At 32.4% G+C, this 19,914-nt stretch carries 22 protein-coding genes; 2 read left to right on the top strand and 20 right to left on the bottom strand.

Translation table 11 applies throughout. The features are described 5' to 3' along the window. Position 1: 1 nt before the first annotated feature. The 18 genes from xseA to lpxB form a co-directional block, all read right to left on the bottom strand. On the bottom strand, positions 2-1,168 hold the full coding sequence (gene xseA, locus CCORG_RS01000; RefSeq protein WP_025802567.1) for an exodeoxyribonuclease VII large subunit: 1,167 nt from the start codon (positions 1,166-1,168) through the stop codon (positions 2-4). Further along, positions 1,165-1,881: a bifunctional demethylmenaquinone methyltransferase/2-methoxy-6-polyprenyl-1,4-benzoquinol methylase UbiE gene (gene ubiE / locus CCORG_RS00995; protein WP_025802565.1), complete on the bottom strand. Its 717-nt coding sequence runs from the start codon at positions 1,879-1,881 to the stop codon at positions 1,165-1,167. The genes xseA and ubiE overlap by 4 nt, the downstream gene beginning before the upstream one ends. A gap of 9 nt (positions 1,882-1,890) precedes the next feature. Next, positions 1,891-3,279 carry a CYTH and CHAD domain-containing protein gene (locus CCORG_RS00990; protein ID WP_025802563.1) on the bottom strand — a complete coding sequence of 463 codons (1,389 nt, stop codon included), beginning with the start codon at positions 3,277-3,279 and terminating at the stop codon, positions 1,891-1,893. A gap of 53 nt (positions 3,280-3,332) precedes the next feature. Then, complete coding sequence (locus tag CCORG_RS00985) at positions 3,333-3,743, bottom strand: Fur family transcriptional regulator (RefSeq protein ID WP_025802561.1); 411 nt, start codon at positions 3,741-3,743, stop codon at positions 3,333-3,335. Between the two features lie 133 nt (positions 3,744-3,876). Continuing rightward, positions 3,877-5,691 carry a 1-deoxy-D-xylulose-5-phosphate synthase gene (gene dxs / locus CCORG_RS00980; protein WP_025802559.1) on the bottom strand — a complete coding sequence of 605 codons (1,815 nt, stop codon included), beginning with the start codon at positions 5,689-5,691 and terminating at the stop codon, positions 3,877-3,879. 10 nt (positions 5,692-5,701) lie between these two features. Then, a complete protein-coding gene (gene hisC, locus CCORG_RS00975) occupies positions 5,702-6,796 on the bottom strand; it encodes a histidinol-phosphate transaminase (protein WP_025802557.1) in 1,095 nt (364 codons plus the stop codon). Next, the gene (gene pheA / locus CCORG_RS00970; protein ID WP_025802555.1) at positions 6,793-7,875 is read right to left on the bottom strand and encodes a prephenate dehydratase; all 1,083 of its coding nucleotides are present in this window, start codon (positions 7,873-7,875) and stop codon (positions 6,793-6,795) included. Before pheA ends, hisC begins: the two co-directional genes overlap by 4 nt. After that, positions 7,862-9,073, bottom strand: a complete 1,212-nt coding sequence (gene lysA / locus CCORG_RS00965; RefSeq protein ID WP_025802553.1) for a diaminopimelate decarboxylase — start codon at positions 9,071-9,073, stop codon at positions 7,862-7,864. The genes pheA and lysA overlap by 14 nt, the downstream gene beginning before the upstream one ends. Before the next feature lie 38 nt (positions 9,074-9,111). After that, positions 9,112-10,173 (bottom strand): LptF/LptG family permease, encoded by a 1,062-nt coding sequence (locus CCORG_RS00960; protein ID WP_025802552.1) that lies wholly within the window; start codon positions 10,171-10,173, stop codon positions 9,112-9,114. Further along, a complete protein-coding gene (gene pth / locus CCORG_RS00955; protein WP_025802550.1) occupies positions 10,170-10,712 on the bottom strand; it encodes an aminoacyl-tRNA hydrolase in 543 nt (180 codons plus the stop codon). Before pth ends, CCORG_RS00960 begins: the two co-directional genes overlap by 4 nt. 1 nt (position 10,713) lies before the next feature. Next, positions 10,714-11,247 (bottom strand): 50S ribosomal protein L25/general stress protein Ctc, encoded by a 534-nt coding sequence (locus CCORG_RS00950; protein ID WP_025802548.1) that lies wholly within the window; start codon positions 11,245-11,247, stop codon positions 10,714-10,716. Between the two features lie 59 nt (positions 11,248-11,306). Beyond that, positions 11,307-12,455 carry a type IV pilus twitching motility protein PilT gene (locus CCORG_RS00945; RefSeq protein WP_034971385.1) on the bottom strand — a complete coding sequence of 383 codons (1,149 nt, stop codon included), beginning with the start codon at positions 12,453-12,455 and terminating at the stop codon, positions 11,307-11,309. Positions 12,456-12,477: 22 nt separating this feature from the next. Next, the gene (locus CCORG_RS00940) at positions 12,478-13,452 is read right to left on the bottom strand and encodes a transaldolase (protein WP_025802546.1); all 975 of its coding nucleotides are present in this window, start codon (positions 13,450-13,452) and stop codon (positions 12,478-12,480) included. Then, complete coding sequence (gene serB / locus CCORG_RS00935) at positions 13,445-14,068, bottom strand: phosphoserine phosphatase SerB (protein WP_025802544.1); 624 nt, start codon at positions 14,066-14,068, stop codon at positions 13,445-13,447. Before serB ends, CCORG_RS00940 begins: the two co-directional genes overlap by 8 nt. Continuing rightward, complete coding sequence (locus CCORG_RS00930; protein ID WP_232088136.1) at positions 14,065-14,781, bottom strand: metallophosphoesterase; 717 nt, start codon at positions 14,779-14,781, stop codon at positions 14,065-14,067. Before CCORG_RS00930 ends, serB begins: the two co-directional genes overlap by 4 nt. Then, the gene (argC, locus tag CCORG_RS00925) at positions 14,774-15,778 is read right to left on the bottom strand and encodes an N-acetyl-gamma-glutamyl-phosphate reductase (RefSeq protein WP_025802540.1); all 1,005 of its coding nucleotides are present in this window, start codon (positions 15,776-15,778) and stop codon (positions 14,774-14,776) included. Before argC ends, CCORG_RS00930 begins: the two co-directional genes overlap by 8 nt. Next, on the bottom strand, positions 15,771-16,256 hold the full coding sequence (greA, locus tag CCORG_RS00920; protein WP_025802538.1) for a transcription elongation factor GreA: 486 nt from the start codon (positions 16,254-16,256) through the stop codon (positions 15,771-15,773). The genes argC and greA overlap by 8 nt, the downstream gene beginning before the upstream one ends. Before the next feature lie 10 nt (positions 16,257-16,266). After that, positions 16,267-17,304 carry a lipid-A-disaccharide synthase gene (gene lpxB, locus CCORG_RS00915; RefSeq protein ID WP_025802537.1) on the bottom strand — a complete coding sequence of 346 codons (1,038 nt, stop codon included), beginning with the start codon at positions 17,302-17,304 and terminating at the stop codon, positions 16,267-16,269. Positions 17,305-17,369: 65 nt separating this feature from the next. On the opposite strand from lpxB, the gene surE reads away from it, so the two are divergent. Together surE and CCORG_RS00905 are read left to right on the top strand one after the other, a co-directional pair. After that, positions 17,370-18,143: a 5'/3'-nucleotidase SurE gene (gene surE / locus CCORG_RS00910; RefSeq protein ID WP_025802535.1), complete on the top strand. Its 774-nt coding sequence runs from the start codon at positions 17,370-17,372 to the stop codon at positions 18,141-18,143. Between the two features lie 23 nt (positions 18,144-18,166). Next, complete coding sequence (locus CCORG_RS00905; RefSeq protein WP_034971400.1) at positions 18,167-18,814, top strand: ThiF family adenylyltransferase; 648 nt, start codon at positions 18,167-18,169, stop codon at positions 18,812-18,814. Between the two features lie 77 nt (positions 18,815-18,891). On the opposite strand, the gene CCORG_RS00900 is transcribed toward CCORG_RS00905, so the two are convergent. Further along, complete coding sequence (locus CCORG_RS00900) at positions 18,892-19,488, bottom strand: lactate utilization protein (RefSeq protein ID WP_025802531.1); 597 nt, start codon at positions 19,486-19,488, stop codon at positions 18,892-18,894. Next, positions 19,485-19,895, bottom strand: coding sequence for a Sua5 YciO YrdC YwlC family protein (locus CCORG_RS00895; RefSeq protein WP_025802529.1), 411 nt, complete (start codon positions 19,893-19,895; stop codon positions 19,485-19,487). The genes CCORG_RS00900 and CCORG_RS00895 overlap by 4 nt, the downstream gene beginning before the upstream one ends. Positions 19,896-19,914: the final 19 nt, after the last annotated feature.

Below are 19,914 nucleotides of genomic sequence, written 5' to 3'. Positions count from 1 at the left end.
TTTACCCCTTTATAATTGCTTGTTTTTTACTATCTTGTGAGTAGATAGTTATGTTATCACCTATTTTTAAACTAGCTAAATTTACACTTACACTATCTTTTTGAATTTGGACGAAATTTTTAGTTAGTTCATAATAGCTCTTTTTCTCTTCTAAAATCGCCCCTTTTAGCCTTAAAATTTGATCAAATTTACTAAATTTATGCTCTAATAAATTCTTAAATTTAGACTCAAAATTTCTTAAATTCGCTAAATTTATCTCTATTTTACTATTTACTGCTCTGCTTTTTAGCGTTAAATTTAGATTTTTAAGTAAACTGTTGCGTTCTAAAATTTTTAAATCAAGTACTTTTCTAATCTCAGCTTCTTTCATGTCAAGGTATTGCATAAGCTGCATAGAATCAGGTAGCAAATCAACAATCGCCGCTGTTGGCGTAAGGCTTCTATGATCAGCAACAAAGTCTGATATACTAAAATCTATCTCATGACCTATGGCTGAAATAATTGGCGTTTTTGCTGCAAAAATAGCCCTTGCTAAATCCTCATCATTAAAGCACCAAAGATCTTCTCTGCTTCCACCACCCCTTGCTATAATAATAGCATCATAGCCTTTTGTATCAGCTTTTTTTAAGGCATTAATCACGCTGTAAGCTGCACTATCGCCTTGCATAAGTGAGTTATACAAGTAAAATTTACAACCAAACCCTCTACTTTGAGCCGTCCTTACAATATCAGCAAAAGCTGCTGAAGTAGCACTTGTAATAATAGCAACTTTTTTTGGAAAACTTGGAAGTGGCTTTTTATGATCAAAAAGCCCTTCTGCTTCAAGTTTAGCTTTAAGCTGCTTAAAAGCAAGTTCTAGCTCACCATCGCCTTCTGGTCTAATGGCATTAACTATAAGCTGATACGAACCACTTGGGCTATAAATGCTAACCTTGCCACTAGCAACTACTGCCATGCCATCTTTTAACTCAAATTTCACCTTTTGATTTGCAAACCTAAACATAGCAGCACAGATACTTGCCTTGCTATCTTTAAGCGTGAAATACCAATGTCCTGAACTTTGGTTTTTAGTAAGGCGTGAAATCTCACCTTTAACTGCAACATCAGCGAAATTTAGCTCCAAAAGCGTCTTAGCTTGCTCATTTAGCTCACTTACGCTTAAACTCATAAATCCCTTACTTTCTTAGCTAAAAATAGAGTTGATACTTCAAATGTATAGCTTTTTGCTATTTCTACGCTAAAACCAGCATTTAATAGCTCTCTTTTAAATGTCTCAACATCTAAAAACTGCTCAATTGAGTTTGGCAAATACTCATAAGCTTCTTTGTTTTTTGAAATTTTCTCACCTATTTTTGGCAAAATCTTGCTTATATAAAAATCCCTTGCTTTTGCTACAAGTCCGTTTTTTGATGGCTTTGTAAATTCTAAAACAACCAAATAACCGCCAGTTTTTAAGATTTTGTTAAATTCCTCTAAAGCCTTAACTCTTTCAACCACATTTCTTATACCATAGCTTATGCTTACAACATCAACTGATTTTTCTTCTAGCTTTGTATCGGCTGCGTGAGCTTGTATAAATTCAAATTTTGGATATTTTTCTTTAGCAACTTTAAGCATTCCACTACTTGGATCAACACCAACTAAGCGTGTTAAATTTGCATTATAACCTTTAGCTCTTTCATACCAAAGCCCCATCATGTCGCCTGTACCGCAGGCTATATCAGCTACACTTACATCACGGTTGATAAAATTTGCTAAAACCGCTGCTACTGCATCTTTTCTCCACTGAATATCAAGACCCATACTCATAACGCGGTTTGCTTTATCATAAGTTGGTGCTATTGCACTAAACATCTCTATGATTTTATTTTGATTTTTCATAAATTTCCTTTAATAATAAGCTTTTAAAACTCTTGAAACTTTTTTAGTAGACTTTAGAAATTTAGCCCTATAGCTTAAAATTTCACCCCTTATCTCAAACATCTCAACTGAAATTTCACTCTTTTGATTTCTTAAAAAATCCCCCAACTCCCCTTTATCATACATATCAATAATATCACACCAAACATCCCTATCTTGAAGCTTGCCAAATAGTTCTTGCATAAATTTTAGCTTTTTAAAAAGCTCATTAATAGCAGTTATTTCAAACATTGCTCCAAAGCCCTCAAGCAGATATCTAAGGCGTTTTAACTCAACTCTTGTATTGTGAAATTTCTCATTTTCTACTTCAGCTGATAGCCTAAGTAGATCTTTTTCTATTTTTACTATCTCTTTTCTTATAACTCTTGAGATATATGGCTTTAAATATATACATTTTGTACTATAAAATCCATCTTTATCGGCAAGTAAACTCTCAAGGTCTATAAAATTCTCATCATCAAAGTTAGCTTTCAAACTTTGGTTATTGCTTACAAATTTAAGGCTTTTAACTACATCTTTTGAGCCTTCAATTCCTTCTAAATACTCTATAAAAACATCGAAATCTCTTCTTTGATTTGTGCTTTTTGCTACATCTTTAAGGGTTTGTAAAATTTGTGATAATATCTTTTCGTCATACAGATCTTTTGAGCTTTTAAGAAGGCTTCTAGTTTTTCTTAAATTTACTCTAAGCTGGTGAAGATTTTCTGGATTTTTAGTATTTTCATACTCATTTTTATGAAATTTAATCTTAGAGTAGAAATGATTTAAAAGCACTCTTAAGCCATGATAAGCATCGATATAACTTGGAAAATTTAGCTCCAAATTTGGAGACTTTTTCAATAAATTTAGGGTTTTATCTAAATCCAAATCAAAATTTGGTAAGCCATATAACCCAATATTTCTATTTTGATACCTTCTATCTTGTGTAACTTCTTTGGATACAAACTCTGATATTTCGCTACTAAGCTTAAAATCTAAAGCACTGTTTTCAGTCTCAAACTCGATTTCTAAAATATACAGCCCACTTAATAAGCCCTTATAAATATCAACATAGTATGTAACTCCTTCATAATCAAAGCTATATCTATCTTTTGAAATAACAGAGCTTATTTTTTTATCAAAAGCTTCTTTAAATTCATCTTTAGAGATAACAACTTCAAATTCATCTCTACTTAAACCAGAGCCTTTTTTTGTAGTAAGATAGTAAAGATTACCCTTTTTACGATATCTTGTTTCGCTATTAGAGGTTGTTTGGGTATAAAATTGATAAATTTTAGACTTGTAGATGGTTATTTTCTTAGAATAGATAAATTTAAGAATTCTATCATTTTCTAACAGAAATTTACGCTCTATCTCCATATAGCCACCCCCTAAAATTAATAGCTATATTGTACCAAAAAGTGCTTAAAGTTTTACCTGCAACACTCACAATCTGGTATGGTAGCGACTATACTTAGTTTTGAGAGAGTATTATTTAAGGCTTTTTCTAGCATCTCCTTATAATCTTCAATCTTAGAGATATCATTATGATAGTCATATACCTTGCCACAATTTTCACAAATTACATGTATATGTGGACTATGGTATATATCAAACTTTGATTTTTGACCATAGTTTGCAACCTCAACAACAACACCTTTTTCTATAAGGGTATTTAAATTCTTATAAACAGTAGCAAGCGATATAGAAGGAAAAATATCTCTCATCTCCTCATAAAGCTCGTCAATATTTGGATGTGTGTGCTCACTTAATAGTTTTAAAACACAAAGCCTTTGAGGTGTAGCTTTCAAGCCGTGATCTTTTAAAATTTTCATATGTTGCATTTTCTATCCTTTTTCGCAAATTATACCTAAAATTTTTTCAATATAGTTAATATCAAATAATATTTATTATCTTTTAAGGAAAAATTTTTAAATAATATAGCCATTAATATTTAAAAATTTAAAGTATATAAATTTATTTTGTTATTTTTTCAGCTAGTGTTTTTATATCAAGTCCTAAACTCTCTTCAACTAAAGCCGTACTTCCATGAGGTATAAATTTATCTTCATACTCAAAACTAACAACTTTTACATCATAAATCTCTTTTTGCTGTAAAAAATCAGACACTATAGAACCAACACCGCCTTTTTTAGCTGAGTCGCTAAAAATATACCAAATTTTAGACGTTTTAGCTAAATTTAAAAGCATCTCTTCATCGAGTGGTTTTGCAAAAACTAGATCAATTAAATTTACTTTAAAATCAAGCTCATTCATAACTAAAAATGCCCTACCAACACCATTTCCATAGCCTATTAGGCTAACATTTGAAGCATTATCAACTAAAATTTCACCCTTTGCATACTCTATTTTTTTAGCCTTTAAGCCACTATCACAAAGTAAAAACCCACCTCTTGGATAACGAATGGCAAGCGGGGTCTTAAACGAGTAGGAAAACTCTAAAATTTCACAGAAATTCTCCTCATCTCTTGGAGCTATAAGAGTAAAATTTGGCACAGTATTTAGATAGCTTATATCAAAAGCGCCTTGATGAGTCTCTCCGTCCTCTCCAACAATTCCAGCTCTATCCATGGCAATCACAACAGGTAAATTCATAATCGCACAATCATGTATAACTTGATCATAAGCTCTTTGCATAAATGTAGAATAAATCGTAATATATGGCTTAAACCCCTCTTTTGCCATTGCTGCCATTGAAGTTACGGCATGTTGTTCGGCAATTGCCACATCCCAAAAGCGTTCTGGAAAAGCTTCTATCAAAGCGTCCATTCCAGTTCCAGTTGGCATAGCAGCTGTAACGCCAACGATATTTTCATATTTTTTAGCCATTTCTAAAAGTTTTTCTGAGTAAATTTTAGTAGCGTTTTTACAGGTTTGACGCTTTAAAGATTTACCATTTTCAAGATCAAAAGGACCTACTCCGTGCCACTTAGCGTCCTTATCCTCGGCTAAATTATAGCCTTTGCCTTTGATAGTTTGAGCATGAACAACTACTGGTTTTTTAAGAGTTTTAGCTATTTTTAGAGCCTTTATCATGCTTTCTAAGTTATGTCCATCAACTGGACCTATATATTTAACTCCTAAATCTTCAAAGAAAAGCCCTGGGGTTATAAGTTTAAAGCTCTCTTCAAATCTTTTTGCCATATAAGTTGCACTTTCTGGAAAATTTTTAGCTATAAATTCCTTTAGTCCATTTCTGAAATTCATATAAAGTGGCTCTGCCATTTTCTGACTTATATACTTACTAAACGCCCCTATTGGCTTACTTATACTCATCTCATTGTCATTTAATATAATAACGCACGGTAGTTTTATATCGCCTATCTCATTTAGAGCTTCATAAGCCATTCCAGCACTCATTGCCCCATCTCCTATCAAAGCTACTGGAATTCTATCTTCACCTTTTAGCTTTATAGCTTTTGCAGCACCTACTGCAAGACTTATAGAAGTTGAGCTATGTCCTGCAACAAAATAATCACACTCGCTCTCACTTGGCTTAGTATATCCACTAATACCACCAAATTTACGAAGGCTTTCAAACTCATCCCATCTACCAGTAAGGAGTTTGTGAGTATAGCTTTGGTGACTTACATCAAAGATAAATGGATCTTTTTTAACATCAAAAACATAGTGCATCGCTACAATTAACTCCACTGCACCAATATTTGAGCTTAAGTGTCCGCCGTTTTTGCTAACAACTTCTAAAATTCTCTCTCTTATAGCTGATGAAAGCTCTTCTAGCTCTTTTATGCTTTTATCTTTGATATCCAAAATTAACCCCTTAAATAAGAGCCTTTAACGCTTTTAATACTCTTTTGTTTTGCTTTGGAAGTCCAACAGTTATCCTTATAGCGTTTAGACCATAACCTTTTAAATCTCTTAAGATTATACCTTGCTTAAGTAAAGTATCACAAATTTGAGTTGAGTTTTTATCATCAAATATGTAGGTTATAAAATTTGTATAGCTATTTATAAATTTAATACCATTTTTCTTAGCAAATTTCTCATATCTTACCATTTCGCTAGCATTGTTTTCTAAGGTTTTTTTAATAAATTCCTTATCCTTTAGCACCTCATTTGCTGCTATTAATGCGTGAGTTGTAACATTAAATGGAGGTCTTAGTTTGGCTAAATTTGAGATAATGTTTTCATCTGCTACACCATATCCTATACGCATACCCCCAAGACCATAAAGCTTAGAAAAAGTTCCTAGATAAATAGTGTTTTTTAGCTTTGAAATTTCAAGTGGGCTGATATGCTTTTTACTATCTTTATATGTGGCAAACTCATTATAAGCTGCATCAATTACAACCAAAGTATCTTTGTCTATACTTTTTATAAATTCAAAAACCTCTTTAGCATCTAAGCACTCACCAAGCGGGTTGTTTGGCAAACACAAAAATATAACTGAAATTTCATCTTTTTTTGAGTTATAAATTTCCATAAATTCATCTATATTGTGACTTTTAGATGGGGTTTTATAAACCTTAGCACCGATGTGAGCTGCATAAATTTCATACATTGAAAATGTTGTTCCTGCTACCAAAATAGCACTATTTTTACTGCATTTTGCATGGAGTACAAACTCTATAACTTGATCACTTCCTGAGCCAATTATAATGTTTTTTGGCTTTATGGAGTATTTTTTAGCCAAACTATCCTTTAACTCATACATACTATCATCTGGGTAAAGATGAGCTTTATTTGCACTTTTTTTAAGTGCTTGAACGACCATTTTGCTAGTTCCAACTGGATTTTCATTGCTTGCTAACTTTAAAACATCTTTTGGCTCTACACCAAATTCCCTAACTATAAGCTCAATTGGTTTTCCTGCTTCATAATTTTTGATATTTTCTAGTATTTTATTAAATTTCATCTCTCATCTCCATTTATATAACTACCAAGCCACTGAATATCATGTCCTTGTTTTTTTGCATTTTCTAAAACTGTTTTCACGCTTTCATCATCGATATGACCTTCAAAGTCAAGGTAGAAATGTTGAGTAAATTCCTTCTTTTTTATAGGGCGGCTTTCTAGTTTTGTAAGGTTAATTCCTTCATTTCTAAACATCTCTAAAAGCTCAACTAAAGCTCCTGGTTTGTGCTCAGTTCTAGCTAGTATCGAGGTTTTATCGTGTCCTGATTTTGCGTTTTTAAAGTTACTTAATATAAAAAACCTAGTTCTATTAGCAAGATTATCTTCAATCTTTTCAAACATCGTTGGAACACCATATAAATCTGCTGCTATTTTAGAACAAATCGCTGCTGAGTTTGGTTTAGAACTAGCCATTTTTGCAGCTAAGGCAGTAGACTTTGTAGGGATGAATTCGGCCTCAGTTAAAGCGTGATCTTCTAAGAATTTAAGACATTGATTATACCCCTGTGGGTGGGAGTAAATTTTATTTATATCTTTTAAATTTTCATATCTTGAAACAAAACAGTGATGTATATCAAGGTAAATTTCAGCTACTATTTTTATCTTATCATTATACACACCTAAACAATCAAAAGTAGCTCCAACTCCGCCTTCTGTGTTATTTTCAATAGGAACTACGCCGTATTTTGCTTCGCCATTTATAAGTTCTGTAAAAACTGCTTCTATAGTACTTAAAGGAGTATACGAACTAATCGCTCCAAATCTTGCCTTAGCAGCTTGATGAGTATAAGTTCCAAATGGCCCTAAAAATGCTACAACTTGAGGTTTTTCTAAATTTCTAGCAACTGAAAAAATCTCAAAATATATCGCTTCAATGGCTTTTTTGTTAAGATGATTTAGTTCTAAATTTGAAAGGCGTGAGATGATGGCTTTTTCTCTTTCTGGACGGTAAATGGTTGAGCCGTTTATATTTTTAAGTTCGCCAATTTGCTTTACATAGCTCATTCTTTTATCAATAAGCCTTAAAATTTCACTATCAACTCTATCAATACTAACTCTTAAATCATCAATATTTTGCACCAAAATCCTCCACAAGTTCGTTTTTTATCAAGTCTTCAAAACTCTCTCTTTTTCGTATTAGTCTATGTTTGCCAGCTTCTATAGCAACTTCAGCAGCTCTAGCTCTAGTATTGTAGTTACTAGACATAGTAAATCCATACGCTCCTGCGTTTTTAACCACCAAAAGATCGCCACTTTCTAAATCTGGTAAATTTATATCTTTGGCTAAAAAATCGCCACTTTCACAAACTGGACCAACTACATCGCAATTTGAAGTTTGTGTATTTTTTAAACTTAAAATTTCATGATATGCACCATATAAACTAGGTCTTAAAAGATCATTCATCGCAGCATCAACTATCACAAAACGCTTCTTATCATTGATTTTTTCATATATCACGCTTGTTAAAAGCTCTCCACACTCACCAACTATATATCTTCCAGGCTCACAAACTATGGTTAAATCCTGCCCCTTTAAAGACTCTAAAATTCCTTGTGCGTATTGGTATAAATTTACAGGCTCTTCTTTGTTATATCTTATGCCTATTCCGCCACCAACATCAAAAAATTTAATATCAATATCAACTGCTTTTAGTTCATTTAAAAGCTTTGCTACAACCTTTGCTGCTTCGTGTACAGGGGTGATATCTAAAAGCTGACTTCCGATGTGAAAGTGAATTCCAACTGGATCAAGAAAGGAACTATTTTTAGCCTTTAAGTACATAGATTTTGCTTTTTCTATATCAACGCCAAATTTATTCTCTTTAAGCCCTGTAGATATGTAAGGATGAGTTTTTGCATCGATGTTTGGGTTAACTCTTATACTTATCCTTGCTTTTTTATTTAACTCTTTTGCTACTGATTCAACTCTTAAAAGCTCAGCACTGCTCTCAACATTTATCATCAATATATCAAGATTTATAGCCTCTTTTATCTCACTATCTTTTTTACCAACACCTGAAAAGATTATTTTATAAGATTTTGCACCAGCTAAAATAGCCCTTTTTACCTCTCCTATACTAACACAATCAAACCCACTTCCAAGATCTGCTAACATCTTAAGTAAGCTTAAATTTGAGTTAGCTTTTACAGCGTAGCAAATGAGAGATTTTCTGGCCTTAAATTCACTCTTTAAGGCTTCATAGCGTGATTTTATATCATCAAAATTGTAAACGTATAAAGGTGTATCATAAATATTTTTTAACTCTTGATAATCCATAAATTCCCTTTTTTAGGCTGAATTTTACACTTTTTTGCTTAACGATAACTAAAAATAGACTTAAGCGAATAAAGCATCAGTAAGATAACTGGTAGTATCACGCCTATTTCAGGAGGTATAACAGCACTAAAAGCAAAACGCTGCATCACATATAGTATTCCCCAAACACAAACCGTGCTTACAAAAAAGATAAAACTTAAAATAGCAAGGTTAAAAAACCTAGCAGTTGGTGGCAAACGATAAAACAAAATAAGCATCATAAAAGGTGCAAATAGCGGACCAAAGATAAGTGTATAAAGATTTGCTTTAATCCCATCTACATTAATGCCTTGATTTTTAAATATCTTTATAGCTTCAATTGCGTCATTTATAGAGTAAACATTTGAGCTTTTGTAAATTTTCTCAATAGCTTCTGGATTAAAGCCATCTAAATCTATAAATTTATCTCTTGACTCAAATTTAAGCCCTTTGCCGCCTAACTTAAATTCCAACGGCAAAATGGTAGCGTTTTCATCATAAAATGTCCACTTTTCATCATCATAAGTAGCTCTTTTAGCTGAGGTTGATTTTTCAATCTTGCCATCTTTTATATAAAAAAGCCTTATATTGCTAGCTGCTTTTTCTGTAACATTTAGAGCCTCTATATAGAGATATTTATTATCATGCTTTAAAAACATACCGTTACTAATACGCCCAATAGCGTTGAAATTTTCTAAATTTCCTTTGTACTCATTTGCATATGCAAAAGGTGTGGTATTTAGATATATATAAAATAAAGTTATTATTAAAGATATGATAAATGGAGCTTTTATAACTGAGAATTTGCTTATCCCAAGAGCGTAAAAACTTATTAATTCGTTATTTTTTATCATATTAAAAAATGTTAAAATCATAGCAAAGATAAGAGTTAGCGGAAGCACATATTGTATAGCACTGATTGCGGTAAACCCAGCATAGAGAAAGGCTAAATTTGCACTTTTTGGAATTTCATCTAAATTTGTAAGGAAATCAACACCTGTATAAAAAAGGCTTAGAGCAATAAAAACTATAAAAACATACTTAATATATACATAGCCAATATATCTTGAGTATAGTTTCATTTTACCTCTTTTGTGCTATATCTTGCCTTTATATCATCCATTTCGCCATTTATGAGTGCTAAGGTAGCCTCTTTTGCATATGATAGAATTTTTTCTAAATAAATGCTCTCATCATTAGTGAATTTTCCAAGCACATGCCCTACTGCACCGCCTTTTTTGCCAATACCAATACGAACTCTTTCATATCCATTTCCAATAAGTGAGTCAATGCTTTTTATGCCATTATGTCCACCGCTGCTACCGCCAAATTTAAAGCGGATCGCACCTAAATTTAAATCTAAATCGTCATGGATTACTATAATTCGTTCTGGTTTATAAAAATCATTTACAGCTTTTACAGAATTTCCACTTAAATTCATAAATGTCGTAGGTTTTAGAAGTAAAAGTGAGCCATTTTTATATAGCTCACCTTGAAATTTAGCAGAACTAACGTCGCTAAAATTTGAGTTTTTTAGTCGGTCTATAAGCATAAAACCAATATTATGACGAGTGTTTTCATACTCGCTTCCTGGGTTACCAAGACCAACAACTAAAGTCATATTATGCTGAAAGCACTCCAACTACAGCAACATTGTCGCCTTCTAAAATTTTAACACCAGCTGGAACTTCTATATCTCTTATAATAATACTATCACCGGTATCAAGTTGTGTAACATCTAATGTAAATGAATTTGGTAAGTCTTTTCCTAAACACTCAACTTTAAGTCTTCTTTTTGACTGAACTAAAATACCTTTATTTTTAAGACCAACTGGTACTCCAACCACATTAACAGGAACTTTGTATTTTGATTTAACATCAGGTAGTACCACTCTTAAATCCACATGAGTTAAGAAATTTGTAACGGGATCTTTTTGATAATCCTCAACTATGACATTATAGGTTTTACCACCTACGCTAACATCAAATGCAAGGTTTTCTTTATCTCTAACATACTTTACAAATTCGTTTAGTTTAAATGCCGCGTAAACATTTTTAACATCTCTTGCATAGATATTAGCAATCAGATAACCATCTCTTTTAAGCTCTTTTGAAGCTTTTTTACCGATACTCTCTCTAATAATGCCTTCTAACATCACTTTTCCTTTAAAATAAAATAAACTTGTGATTATACCTTAAATTTCTAAATTTTGGCTTATAGCTCTTTTAGTTTAGGTATATTATCTTCATTTATTTGATTACCGCCTCTTTCTGCTATAACATTTTTGATAGCTAAATCAAGGTCACTTCTAATAGTTGATTTATCAAGAGCTTCTTCTCTACTTATAATGCCATCTCTATACAGCTCTAAAAGATGCTCATCAAATGTTTGCATTCCATAGCTATCTCCACTCTCTTTCATAGCATCAGTTATTTCGTGAATTCTATTTTCTAAAATCATATCTTTTATACGAACAGTTTTTCTTAGAACCTCAACAGCTGCTCTTCTTTTTCCATCAGTTGTTAAAACAAGCCTTTGAGAAATAACAGCTTCTAAAACCGAAGCAAGACTTAACCTAACTCTTTCTTGTTCTTTAGAACCAAACATAGAAACTATTCTGTTTATGGTTTCTTTGGCATCTACTGTATGAAGAGTTGACAAAACAAGGTGTCCAGTCTCTGCTGCGTGAAGTGCTGTGTCTATAGTTTCTAAATCTCTCATTTCACCAACAAATATAATATCAGGGTCTTCACGAAGTGCTGCACGAAGTGAGTCAGAAAAGGTGTTACAATCTTCTCCAATTGAACGCTGATTTATTATACATTTTGAATCATTATAAACAAACTCGACTGGATCTTCAATACTAACAATATGACTTAAACGACTATGATTTATTCTATTTATCATACTTGCTATGGTTGTCGTTTTACCACTACCTGTTGGTCCTGTTATAAGTACAAGTCCCCTCATGCTTTCATCTGTGATTTTTTTAATAACCTCAGGAAGCTTTAAATCATCAATTGTTGGTATGCTTGTAGGAATTGCTCTAAATACAAAGCTTATTCCATTTATCTGTTTAAATAAATTTACACGAAATCTATAGTCTTTATTTAGTGCATAACTAAAATCTAGGCTTTTTCTTACTTGCAGCTCATCTATGCCACTATCTCCAACCAGTGCTCTTGTAAGCTCTAATGAATCCTCCTCGCTAAATACAGTTTTAGTAAATTTAGTAAGGCTACCATTAATCCTACCTCTAGTCTCAGCACCAGCTTTTATATGAAGGTCACTTCCACCATTTTCTATCAAAAATTCCAAAAACCTATCAAGTCTTTTAACTAACGGGTGTTCTCTATTTACCATTTTATACTCCAACTATTTATTATTATTCCAACTCTTTTAAAATTTCATCAAATGCCACTTTAAACTGCACTAAGCCATCTTTTAGCAACTTTTCATAAGCACTTTTCATATCTATTTTATCTAAAAAAGCATCAATTTCATCTAAATCAAGAGGTGTTTTAAGCTCTTTTTTGCTTTCTAAAAATGCCTTTATTGTATCAAGTGGGGCTGTATTTATAGAATTTTTAAACATAAGCTCATCTATATAGTAGCTTTTTTCATACTCATCACCTTTTACGCCAGTGCTTGCAAAAAGAGCTTTAGCGTTGGATAAATTTGCGTTTTCTATGATATGGTAGCACTTTGTAGCATTATAAATTCCAACTTTTCCACGGTTATTAGGCTCTAAATTTGAATCAAGCAGTCTATCAAAACGGCTTACAAATATGCTTATAACAGCACTTGGAAGAGTTGCTTCAGGTCCAAATCTTTTTTTGAAAAGTTTGGTTCCTTCTTTTATAGCCTCCAAACACTCTTTTGTCTGAGAAGGTGAAAAAATAAGAGTAGCATTTATATTTATGCCACGAGCCAAAAGTGCACTCATCGCACCATATCCAGCTTTTGTAGCTGGAATTTTAATCATCACATTTGGCATTCCTATAATGCTATAAAGCCTCTTTCCTTCCTTATAACTCCCCTCTTCATCATCGCTTAATCTTGGATCAACTTCGATACTGATAAACCCGCCATCTTCTTGTATGTAGTTATTCAGCAAACTTCTAGCTGCTAAACGAATATCAGTAGTTGCTAAAATTTCATAAATCTTTTTTGGATTTTTATCTTTAAAAAGCTCTTTTTGCTCCTTATAAGCAGGTGAATTTAAAATAGCATTTTTAAAAATAGCTGGGTTTGAAGTCGCTCCATTTACAACGCCTTTTTGTAATAAATCTACAAAATCATCTTTTATAAAATCTCTTTCTACAAAATCACACCAAAGACTAAAATTTCCACTATACATACTTTTTTATCTCCCTTAAATCTTTCTTATCTACTATAAAAGTCGCCTCTTTTTTAAGTACTTCATTTGCACAAAATGCTATTTTCAGGCCAGCTTCTTTAAACATAGACAGATCATTTGCGCCATCTCCTACGCACATGACTTCATCTTTTGTAAGTCCAAGTATGGCTTTAAGTTCTTTTAAAACTTTCCCCTTTGAGTCACCAAACATCATCTCGCCACCAACATTTCCTGTTAAAACACCATTTTTCTCATGTAAGTAGTTAGCAAAACTAGCATCATAACCCAAAACCTCCTTAGCATAATCAGTTGCCACATGAAAACCACCACTAAAAACTATAATCCTAATGCCCTTTTGTTTTAGATAAGAAATGATATCTTTTGCCCCTTCTATGAATGGTAAATTTTGAGCAACTTCTTTGATTTTTTTACTATCTATTCCTTTTAAATAGCTAACTCTTTGTTTTAAGCTCTCATAAAAATCAAGTTCGCCAGCCATAGCCCTAGAAGTGATACTTTGAACCTCTTTTTCTTTGCCTACTACCTTAGCAAAATTTGTAATAGTCTCGCCATCCATAAGCGTACTATCAAAATCAAAAACACATAGCTTTATCACATATCTCCTTTAAATTTTGTAAACATAACAGTATCATTTAGAAATTTTACTATATAAACCTTAGGATTTACAGCAAATGAGTTTAAATTTATATATTTTTTTTGGTTAAATTCTAAAATTTCATCTTGATGATAGTGCCCTTCTATGATAAATTTGGTGCTGTATTTAGAGATTTTTTTACCTATAAGGCTCTTAAAATTTGGGTGTTTTTTATATAGAGTTTTATCTTCTTGTGATTTTAAAATAAGCTTTGAAATTTTAAAATTCATAGCTTTATCTATAGTGTCCATAAATTTCAAAAACGGTTTATTTCGTAAAAATCTAATGAAAACTCCACTAAAAAAAGGTATAAATTTATCGCCATGACTAAGCGAAATATCTCCTACTTCTGAACTAAAAATAGCAGGCTGATTTTTTATGCTAAAAACCTTAACATTTGGAAAAATTTCTGTTAAATTAAAATCGTGATTTCCCTCAAAATAGTAAATTTCATAAATCTTAGATAACTCATTTATAAGAGAAATTTCATAAGCATAAAATTTTTGCGTATAAGTTGTATTTGCTAGGAAATCAAACATATCTCCCATAAAGAAAATTTGACTAAAATTTGGGTGATTTTTACTAACAAATAAAAGCCAGTTTTTAAACTCTTGTTTGTTAACATTAGCATGTGCATCAGCTACAAAAACCGCACCAGACTTTACTTCAAACACTATTACCTACCGTTGGAAGAGCTAACAACTCATCAAAACCTAGCATTATGTTAGCGTTAGCTAAGGCTTGAGAGCTTGCACCTTTTAAAAGATTATCAATAGCTGAGTTTATATAAAGATGAGAACCATTTTGCTTAGCATAAATATCACAAAAATTTGTTCCTACCACATCTTTTATACTAACTGGAGTTTGTCTTACTCTTATAAATTTTTCATCTTTATAGAAATTATTTAAAACTTCCAAAGGGTCTATTTTAGTTTTTAAACTAACAAATGCACTTACTAACATGCCTCTTGTTAGCGGTATAAGATGTGGAACAAAGCTCACATTTATCGCTCTTTTAGCTACTAACGAAAGCATTTGTGTTATCTCTGGAGTATGGCGATGTGTTAGCGGGCTATATGAATTTGCATTTTCATTTACGCTTACAAAATGACTACTCTCTTTTAGACCTTTACCTGCACCACTTACTCCACTTAGTGCTGATATAAACACATCATCATTTATATACTCTAAAAATGGAATAATAGCTAGCAAAGAAGCTGTTGGATAACACCCTGGATTTGCCACCAAATTTGCACTTTTTATCTTTTGGCGGTTTAACTCAACTAGTCCATAAACTGCGTTTTTTAAATTTTCTTTATCTTCATGTAGGCAGTAAAATTTCTCATAATTTTCTAAACTTAAACGGTAATCAGCCGATAAATCAACAACCTTAGTTGTGTTAAATTTAAGTATCTCTTTAGCAAAACTCATGGCCGTTTTATGTGGCAAGGCTAAAAAAACTAAATCGCATTTTTGGCTTGCTATTTTCGCATCTGCTATACTTACATCAAATTCAAAAACCCCTTTTAAACTTGGAAAAATTTCACAAATTTTACTCTCTTTGCTTGCTGCAAGATATGAAATTTCCATATAAGGATGATTTAAGATTAGCTTTATAAGCTCAAGTCCAGTATATCCACTAACGCCTATAATCCCAACTTTTTTAGTCAAATTTTATCTCCTTATAAACAACCTTAATTACTTCTATATCACTTCTACCATTTGGCAAATTCAAAGTTAGCTCATCTCCTTCTTTTTTGCCTATGAGTTGTTTTGCAAGTGGGGTATTTATGCTGATATAACCTTTGTTTATATCACTTTCGCTAGTTCCAACTATTGTATAGGTTTTTTCTAATTCTGTATCAACATCAAGTATTGTTACAGTTGAGCCAAATTTTACCTTATCATGTTCATAACTACTCGGGTCGATAACTTGTGCGCGTGAGACTATATCTGAAATTTCAGCTATTCTTGCTTCTATAAAAGCTTGTTTATCTCTTGCGGCATGATATTCAGCGTTTTCTTTTAAATCTCCATGACTTCTAGCTATATCAATCTCCTCAACTACTTGTGGGCGTTGAACTAGCTTTAAATCCTTAAGTTCTGCTGTTATTTTCTCAAATCCATATAGTGTCATTGGTTCTGTCATTTTTTTCCTTTTAACTGTTTTTTATAAAATTTGCTACATTTTTACTGCTGCCAAATTTTAAGTACTCTTTTAACTCATCTTTGGCAGTTTTAAATTTCATAGCGTTATGGTTTTTGTAAGCTTTTAGTAGATTATCTACTGTGACTTCATTTTGAATCAGCTCTTCGTGAAGTGAGTCTTTGCCCATAAAATCAAAGAAAATATTAGCAAGTCCTACATGCTTTATCCTTTTGCCAATAAAAGTTTTGGCAATTAATATATCTATGCTTTTTGCTTTGTAGCAAAGAACAAAAGGGGTGCCAATAAGAGCTGCTTGAAGAGTAGCAGTTCCTGAACAAATAAAAGCAAAATCACTAATACTTAAAGCTTCAGGCGTACTATATGAAACCTCAAAACCATTAATATCTCCATAAATTTGGCTATTTTTAAGATGCGGTGGAATAACTAAAATTTTCCTAAATTCGTCAAAATTTAGCACTAACTTTCTAAAAATAGGCATAAGTCTTGAAATTTCAGCCTTTCTTGACCCTGGTAAAAATGCTAAAATTTTCTCTTTTTCATAGCTAGTTTTTTCTACTTTTATCTCATCAAGCAAAGGGTGCCCCACATAAGTTGAACGGCTATAAAATTTCTCATCAAATGGTAAAATGGAAGCCAAAATATCACAATTTTGCTCAACTATTTTTACCCTTTTTCTTTTCCATGCCCAAACTTGTGGAAGGATATAGTAGATAATTTTAGCCTTAACTTTTTCTTTTTTCAAAGCTTTGGCAAGTGGTATATTAAAAGCTGGGCTGTCGATTAAAAGCACAACATCGCAGTTTTTAGCTAAATTTACCATATTTTTTATAGCCTTTTTTGCCTTAAATATAAGTGGCAAAACCTCAACAAAACCCATTGCTGAGAATTCCCTACTCTCCATATAAGGCGTGCCAAATTTTTTATCAAAAATTCCATAAATTTCTATATTTTCTAAGTGATTTAAGATTTCACCAAGATGGAGATTTGCCGATGGCTCTAGGCTTGAAATCAGTAATTTTTTACTCATATTTCCTCTAAATTTTTAGTTATTATACCAAAGTATGATAAAATAATGCCAAAAAAGGATATAAATTGAGAGAAATTCTAATAACAAATGATGATGGTTTTGAAGCAGAAGGGCTTTTAGAACTAGCAAAAAGCTTAAAATCAAAATACAAAGTCACAGTAATTGCTCCTAGTATAGAAAAATCAGCTTGTGCTCACTCTATTACGATAACTAAACCTTTAAGGCTGATAAAACTTGATGATAATTTCTTTAAAGTTGATGATGGAACACCAGCAGATTGTATTTTTTTAGGACTTCACTCTCTTTTTAGAGATAAAAAACCAGATCTTATCATAAGCGGCATAAATCATGGGGCAAATATGGCTGAAGATATCACCTACTCAGGCACTTGTGGAGGGGCTATGGAAGGAGTGCTTCAAGGAGTTTCTAGCCTTGCTGTCTCACAGCTTTATATAGCAGATAGTTTGATAAAATATGGGTTTGATTTAGCTTGTGATATAACTCTTGATTTAGTTGATAAAATCTTTAAAGATGGCTTTCCGCTTCCTGAGAAAAAACTACTTAATCTTAATATCCCAGCAGTTTCAAAGAGCGATTTTAAGGGCTTAAAAGTAACTCACGCAGGAGAAAAAGAGTACTACACAGATGCAACTTTAGCTAAAAACCCAAGGGGCGTTGAGTATTATTGGCTTGGGCAAAATTCAATGAATTTTGATGCTAGTAAAAACTCTGGAAGTGATTTAGAAGCGGTATTTAGCGGATATGCAAGCCTAACTCCAATAACTCTAAATTTAACAGAATACAAAGAACTACAAAGGCTAAAAGAGTGGCTAAAGTAGAAGATAGATTTACTAGAATCAAAATGCTTGTAGGAGATGAAAATTTCTCTAAACTTCAAAGTGCAAAAGTTTTAATATGTGGCGTTGGTGGCGTTGGTGGCGTTTGTGCTGAAGTTTTATATAGAAGTGGGGTTGTGAATTTAACACTTATTGATTGTGATAGTTTTGAAATAACAAACCAAAATCGCCAAATCGGAAGTGAAAATTTAGGAAGCAAAAAAGTAGAAGTTTTTAAAAGTAAAATGGCTGAAATCTCAGCCATCCACGCTAAAATTGATGCTGAATTTATAAAAAACTTTGACTTTAGTGAATTTGACTTTGTTGTAGATGCTATAGATGATATTCCTGCTAAGGTCTTTTTAGCTAACGCTCTTGCTAACAAAAAAGATGGTCTAATAACTAACAAACCAAAATTTGTTAGTTCTATGGGTGGAGCAAAACGCCTAAATCCAGGGCTTATATCTATAACTAACATTTGGAAAACAAAAGATGATGCGTTAGCTAGAAAATTTAGATATGAACTAAGAAAAAGTGGCTTTAACGGGGATTTTGATGTAGTGTATAGCAATGAAACTCCAAATTGCACTAATCTTGGTAGCTTTATGGGCGTAACTGCAACATTTGGAAATTTCTTAGCTAGTTATGTATTTAAAAATTTAATATCTAATTAAACTCTAAAGTAGCGTGATAATAAATTCACGCTTTTACACATTAAAATTTATCTAATCTTGCATAACAAAATTTAGCTCTAAAACCCGAGCTCTTCATTTATCAGCACTATGGTAGTTCTGCCTGGTTCATCACTATCTATTATGCTCCATTTTTTAGCTATATTTTGAGATGTAAATCTTGCTTTTTTACCAAAACTAAGAGCTCTTTCATTACACCTATCAGCATTTAGTGGTGCAACGACATCTTTTATTCTTTTAAATCCATCTTCAACGCTGTCAACTATTTTGTTTATTCCAGCAAAAATCGCAACCTTTTTAGGTCCATAAATTTGAGCAGCTATTCTATTTCCACTGCCATCAGCATTTACTAAGCGACCATCTCTTGTTATGGCATTACACCCCGTGATGTATAGATCGCTTACTAGCCCCATTCTTCGTCTATTGTAGTTATCAGTTTCAGTTATTCCTTGTTCGTATTGATTGTAGAGTTTAATGTCTGGTAAATTCTCCAAATACTCCAAAAGACCTATTTGAGAAACTGTAACAGACCCACCAAGCCCTACACTCATTCCTCTTTTTATCATTCCTTTAGCATATACTAAAGCCCATGCTCCGCTCTCAGCCACAACGACTTCAAAGCCATTTTCACGCAAATTTGAAATAGTCTCTCTCATCTAATAACCTTTAACTTTTTTCTTGAAATTTTATAAATTCTAGAGCTTTGTTTTGATGAAAAGTTATTTCCCACTATCTCATCAGCTACGCTTCTTGCCCACTCTTCATCAAAGCCCTTTCCATGAGGATTTGCAGATGTTGAGTACATACTACCGTGCTCTTTTAAAAAGCTCTCATGTTCACAATCTTTTACTACTCGTATACTTTTAGCATTTGGATAGATAAAGGTTGTTTTTCTAGCTTTTCGCACTAAATTTTTAAAAGGTCTTGGCACTCTAAGACCTAAAAATTTAGCTGTAGTAAGTATGCAAGGCGTATTAGCGTCTCTGTTTTTGGCTAAATTCAGCTCTTTAAAATCCCTACTTAAAAGCCCTACAGTAGTATCAGTTTGAACTAGATATATCACAAAATTCCTTAAAATTTTT

The sequence above is a fragment of the Campylobacter corcagiensis genome (genome assembly GCF_013201645.1).
Lineage (GTDB): Bacteria > Campylobacterota > Campylobacteria > Campylobacterales > Campylobacteraceae > Campylobacter_B > Campylobacter_B corcagiensis.
The sequence above is the reverse complement of the archived record's forward strand: the minus strand, read 5'-3'. Positions and strand labels throughout refer to the sequence as shown.

Excerpts from the sequence above, each read along its gene's own strand:
- lysA (WP_025802553.1), bottom strand. The coding sequence starts at position 9,073 with ATGGATTATCAAGAGTTAAAAAATATTTATGATACACCTTTATACGTT.
- CCORG_RS00905 (WP_034971400.1), top strand. The coding sequence starts at position 18,167 with ATGCTTGTAGGAGATGAAAATTTCTCTAAACTTCAAAGTGCAAAAGTT.
- CCORG_RS00940 (WP_025802546.1), bottom strand. The coding sequence starts at position 13,452 with ATGTATAGTGGAAATTTTAGTCTTTGGTGTGATTTTGTAGAAAGAGAT.
- CCORG_RS00900 (WP_025802531.1), bottom strand. The coding sequence starts at position 19,488 with ATGAGAGAGACTATTTCAAATTTGCGTGAAAATGGCTTTGAAGTCGTT.
- CCORG_RS00950 (WP_025802548.1), bottom strand. The coding sequence starts at position 11,247 with ATGTTAGAAGGCATTATTAGAGAGAGTATCGGTAAAAAAGCTTCAAAA.
- CCORG_RS00990 (WP_025802563.1), bottom strand. The coding sequence starts at position 3,279 with ATGGAGATAGAGCGTAAATTTCTGTTAGAAAATGATAGAATTCTTAAA.
- lpxB (WP_025802537.1), bottom strand. The coding sequence starts at position 17,304 with ATGAGTAAAAAATTACTGATTTCAAGCCTAGAGCCATCGGCAAATCTC.
- greA (WP_025802538.1), bottom strand. The coding sequence starts at position 16,256 with ATGACAGAACCAATGACACTATATGGATTTGAGAAAATAACAGCAGAA.
- CCORG_RS00960 (WP_025802552.1), bottom strand. The coding sequence starts at position 10,173 with ATGAAACTATACTCAAGATATATTGGCTATGTATATATTAAGTATGTT.
- hisC (WP_025802557.1), bottom strand. The coding sequence starts at position 6,796 with ATGAAATTTAATAAAATACTAGAAAATATCAAAAATTATGAAGCAGGA.
- ubiE (WP_025802565.1), bottom strand. The coding sequence starts at position 1,881 with ATGAAAAATCAAAATAAAATCATAGAGATGTTTAGTGCAATAGCACCA.
- pth (WP_025802550.1), bottom strand. The coding sequence starts at position 10,712 with ATGACTTTAGTTGTTGGTCTTGGTAACCCAGGAAGCGAGTATGAAAAC.
- CCORG_RS00985 (WP_025802561.1), bottom strand. The coding sequence starts at position 3,743 with ATGCAACATATGAAAATTTTAAAAGATCACGGCTTGAAAGCTACACCT.
- xseA (WP_025802567.1), bottom strand. The coding sequence starts at position 1,168 with ATGAGTTTAAGCGTAAGTGAGCTAAATGAGCAAGCTAAGACGCTTTTG.
- CCORG_RS00945 (WP_034971385.1), bottom strand. The coding sequence starts at position 12,455 with ATGGTAAATAGAGAACACCCGTTAGTTAAAAGACTTGATAGGTTTTTG.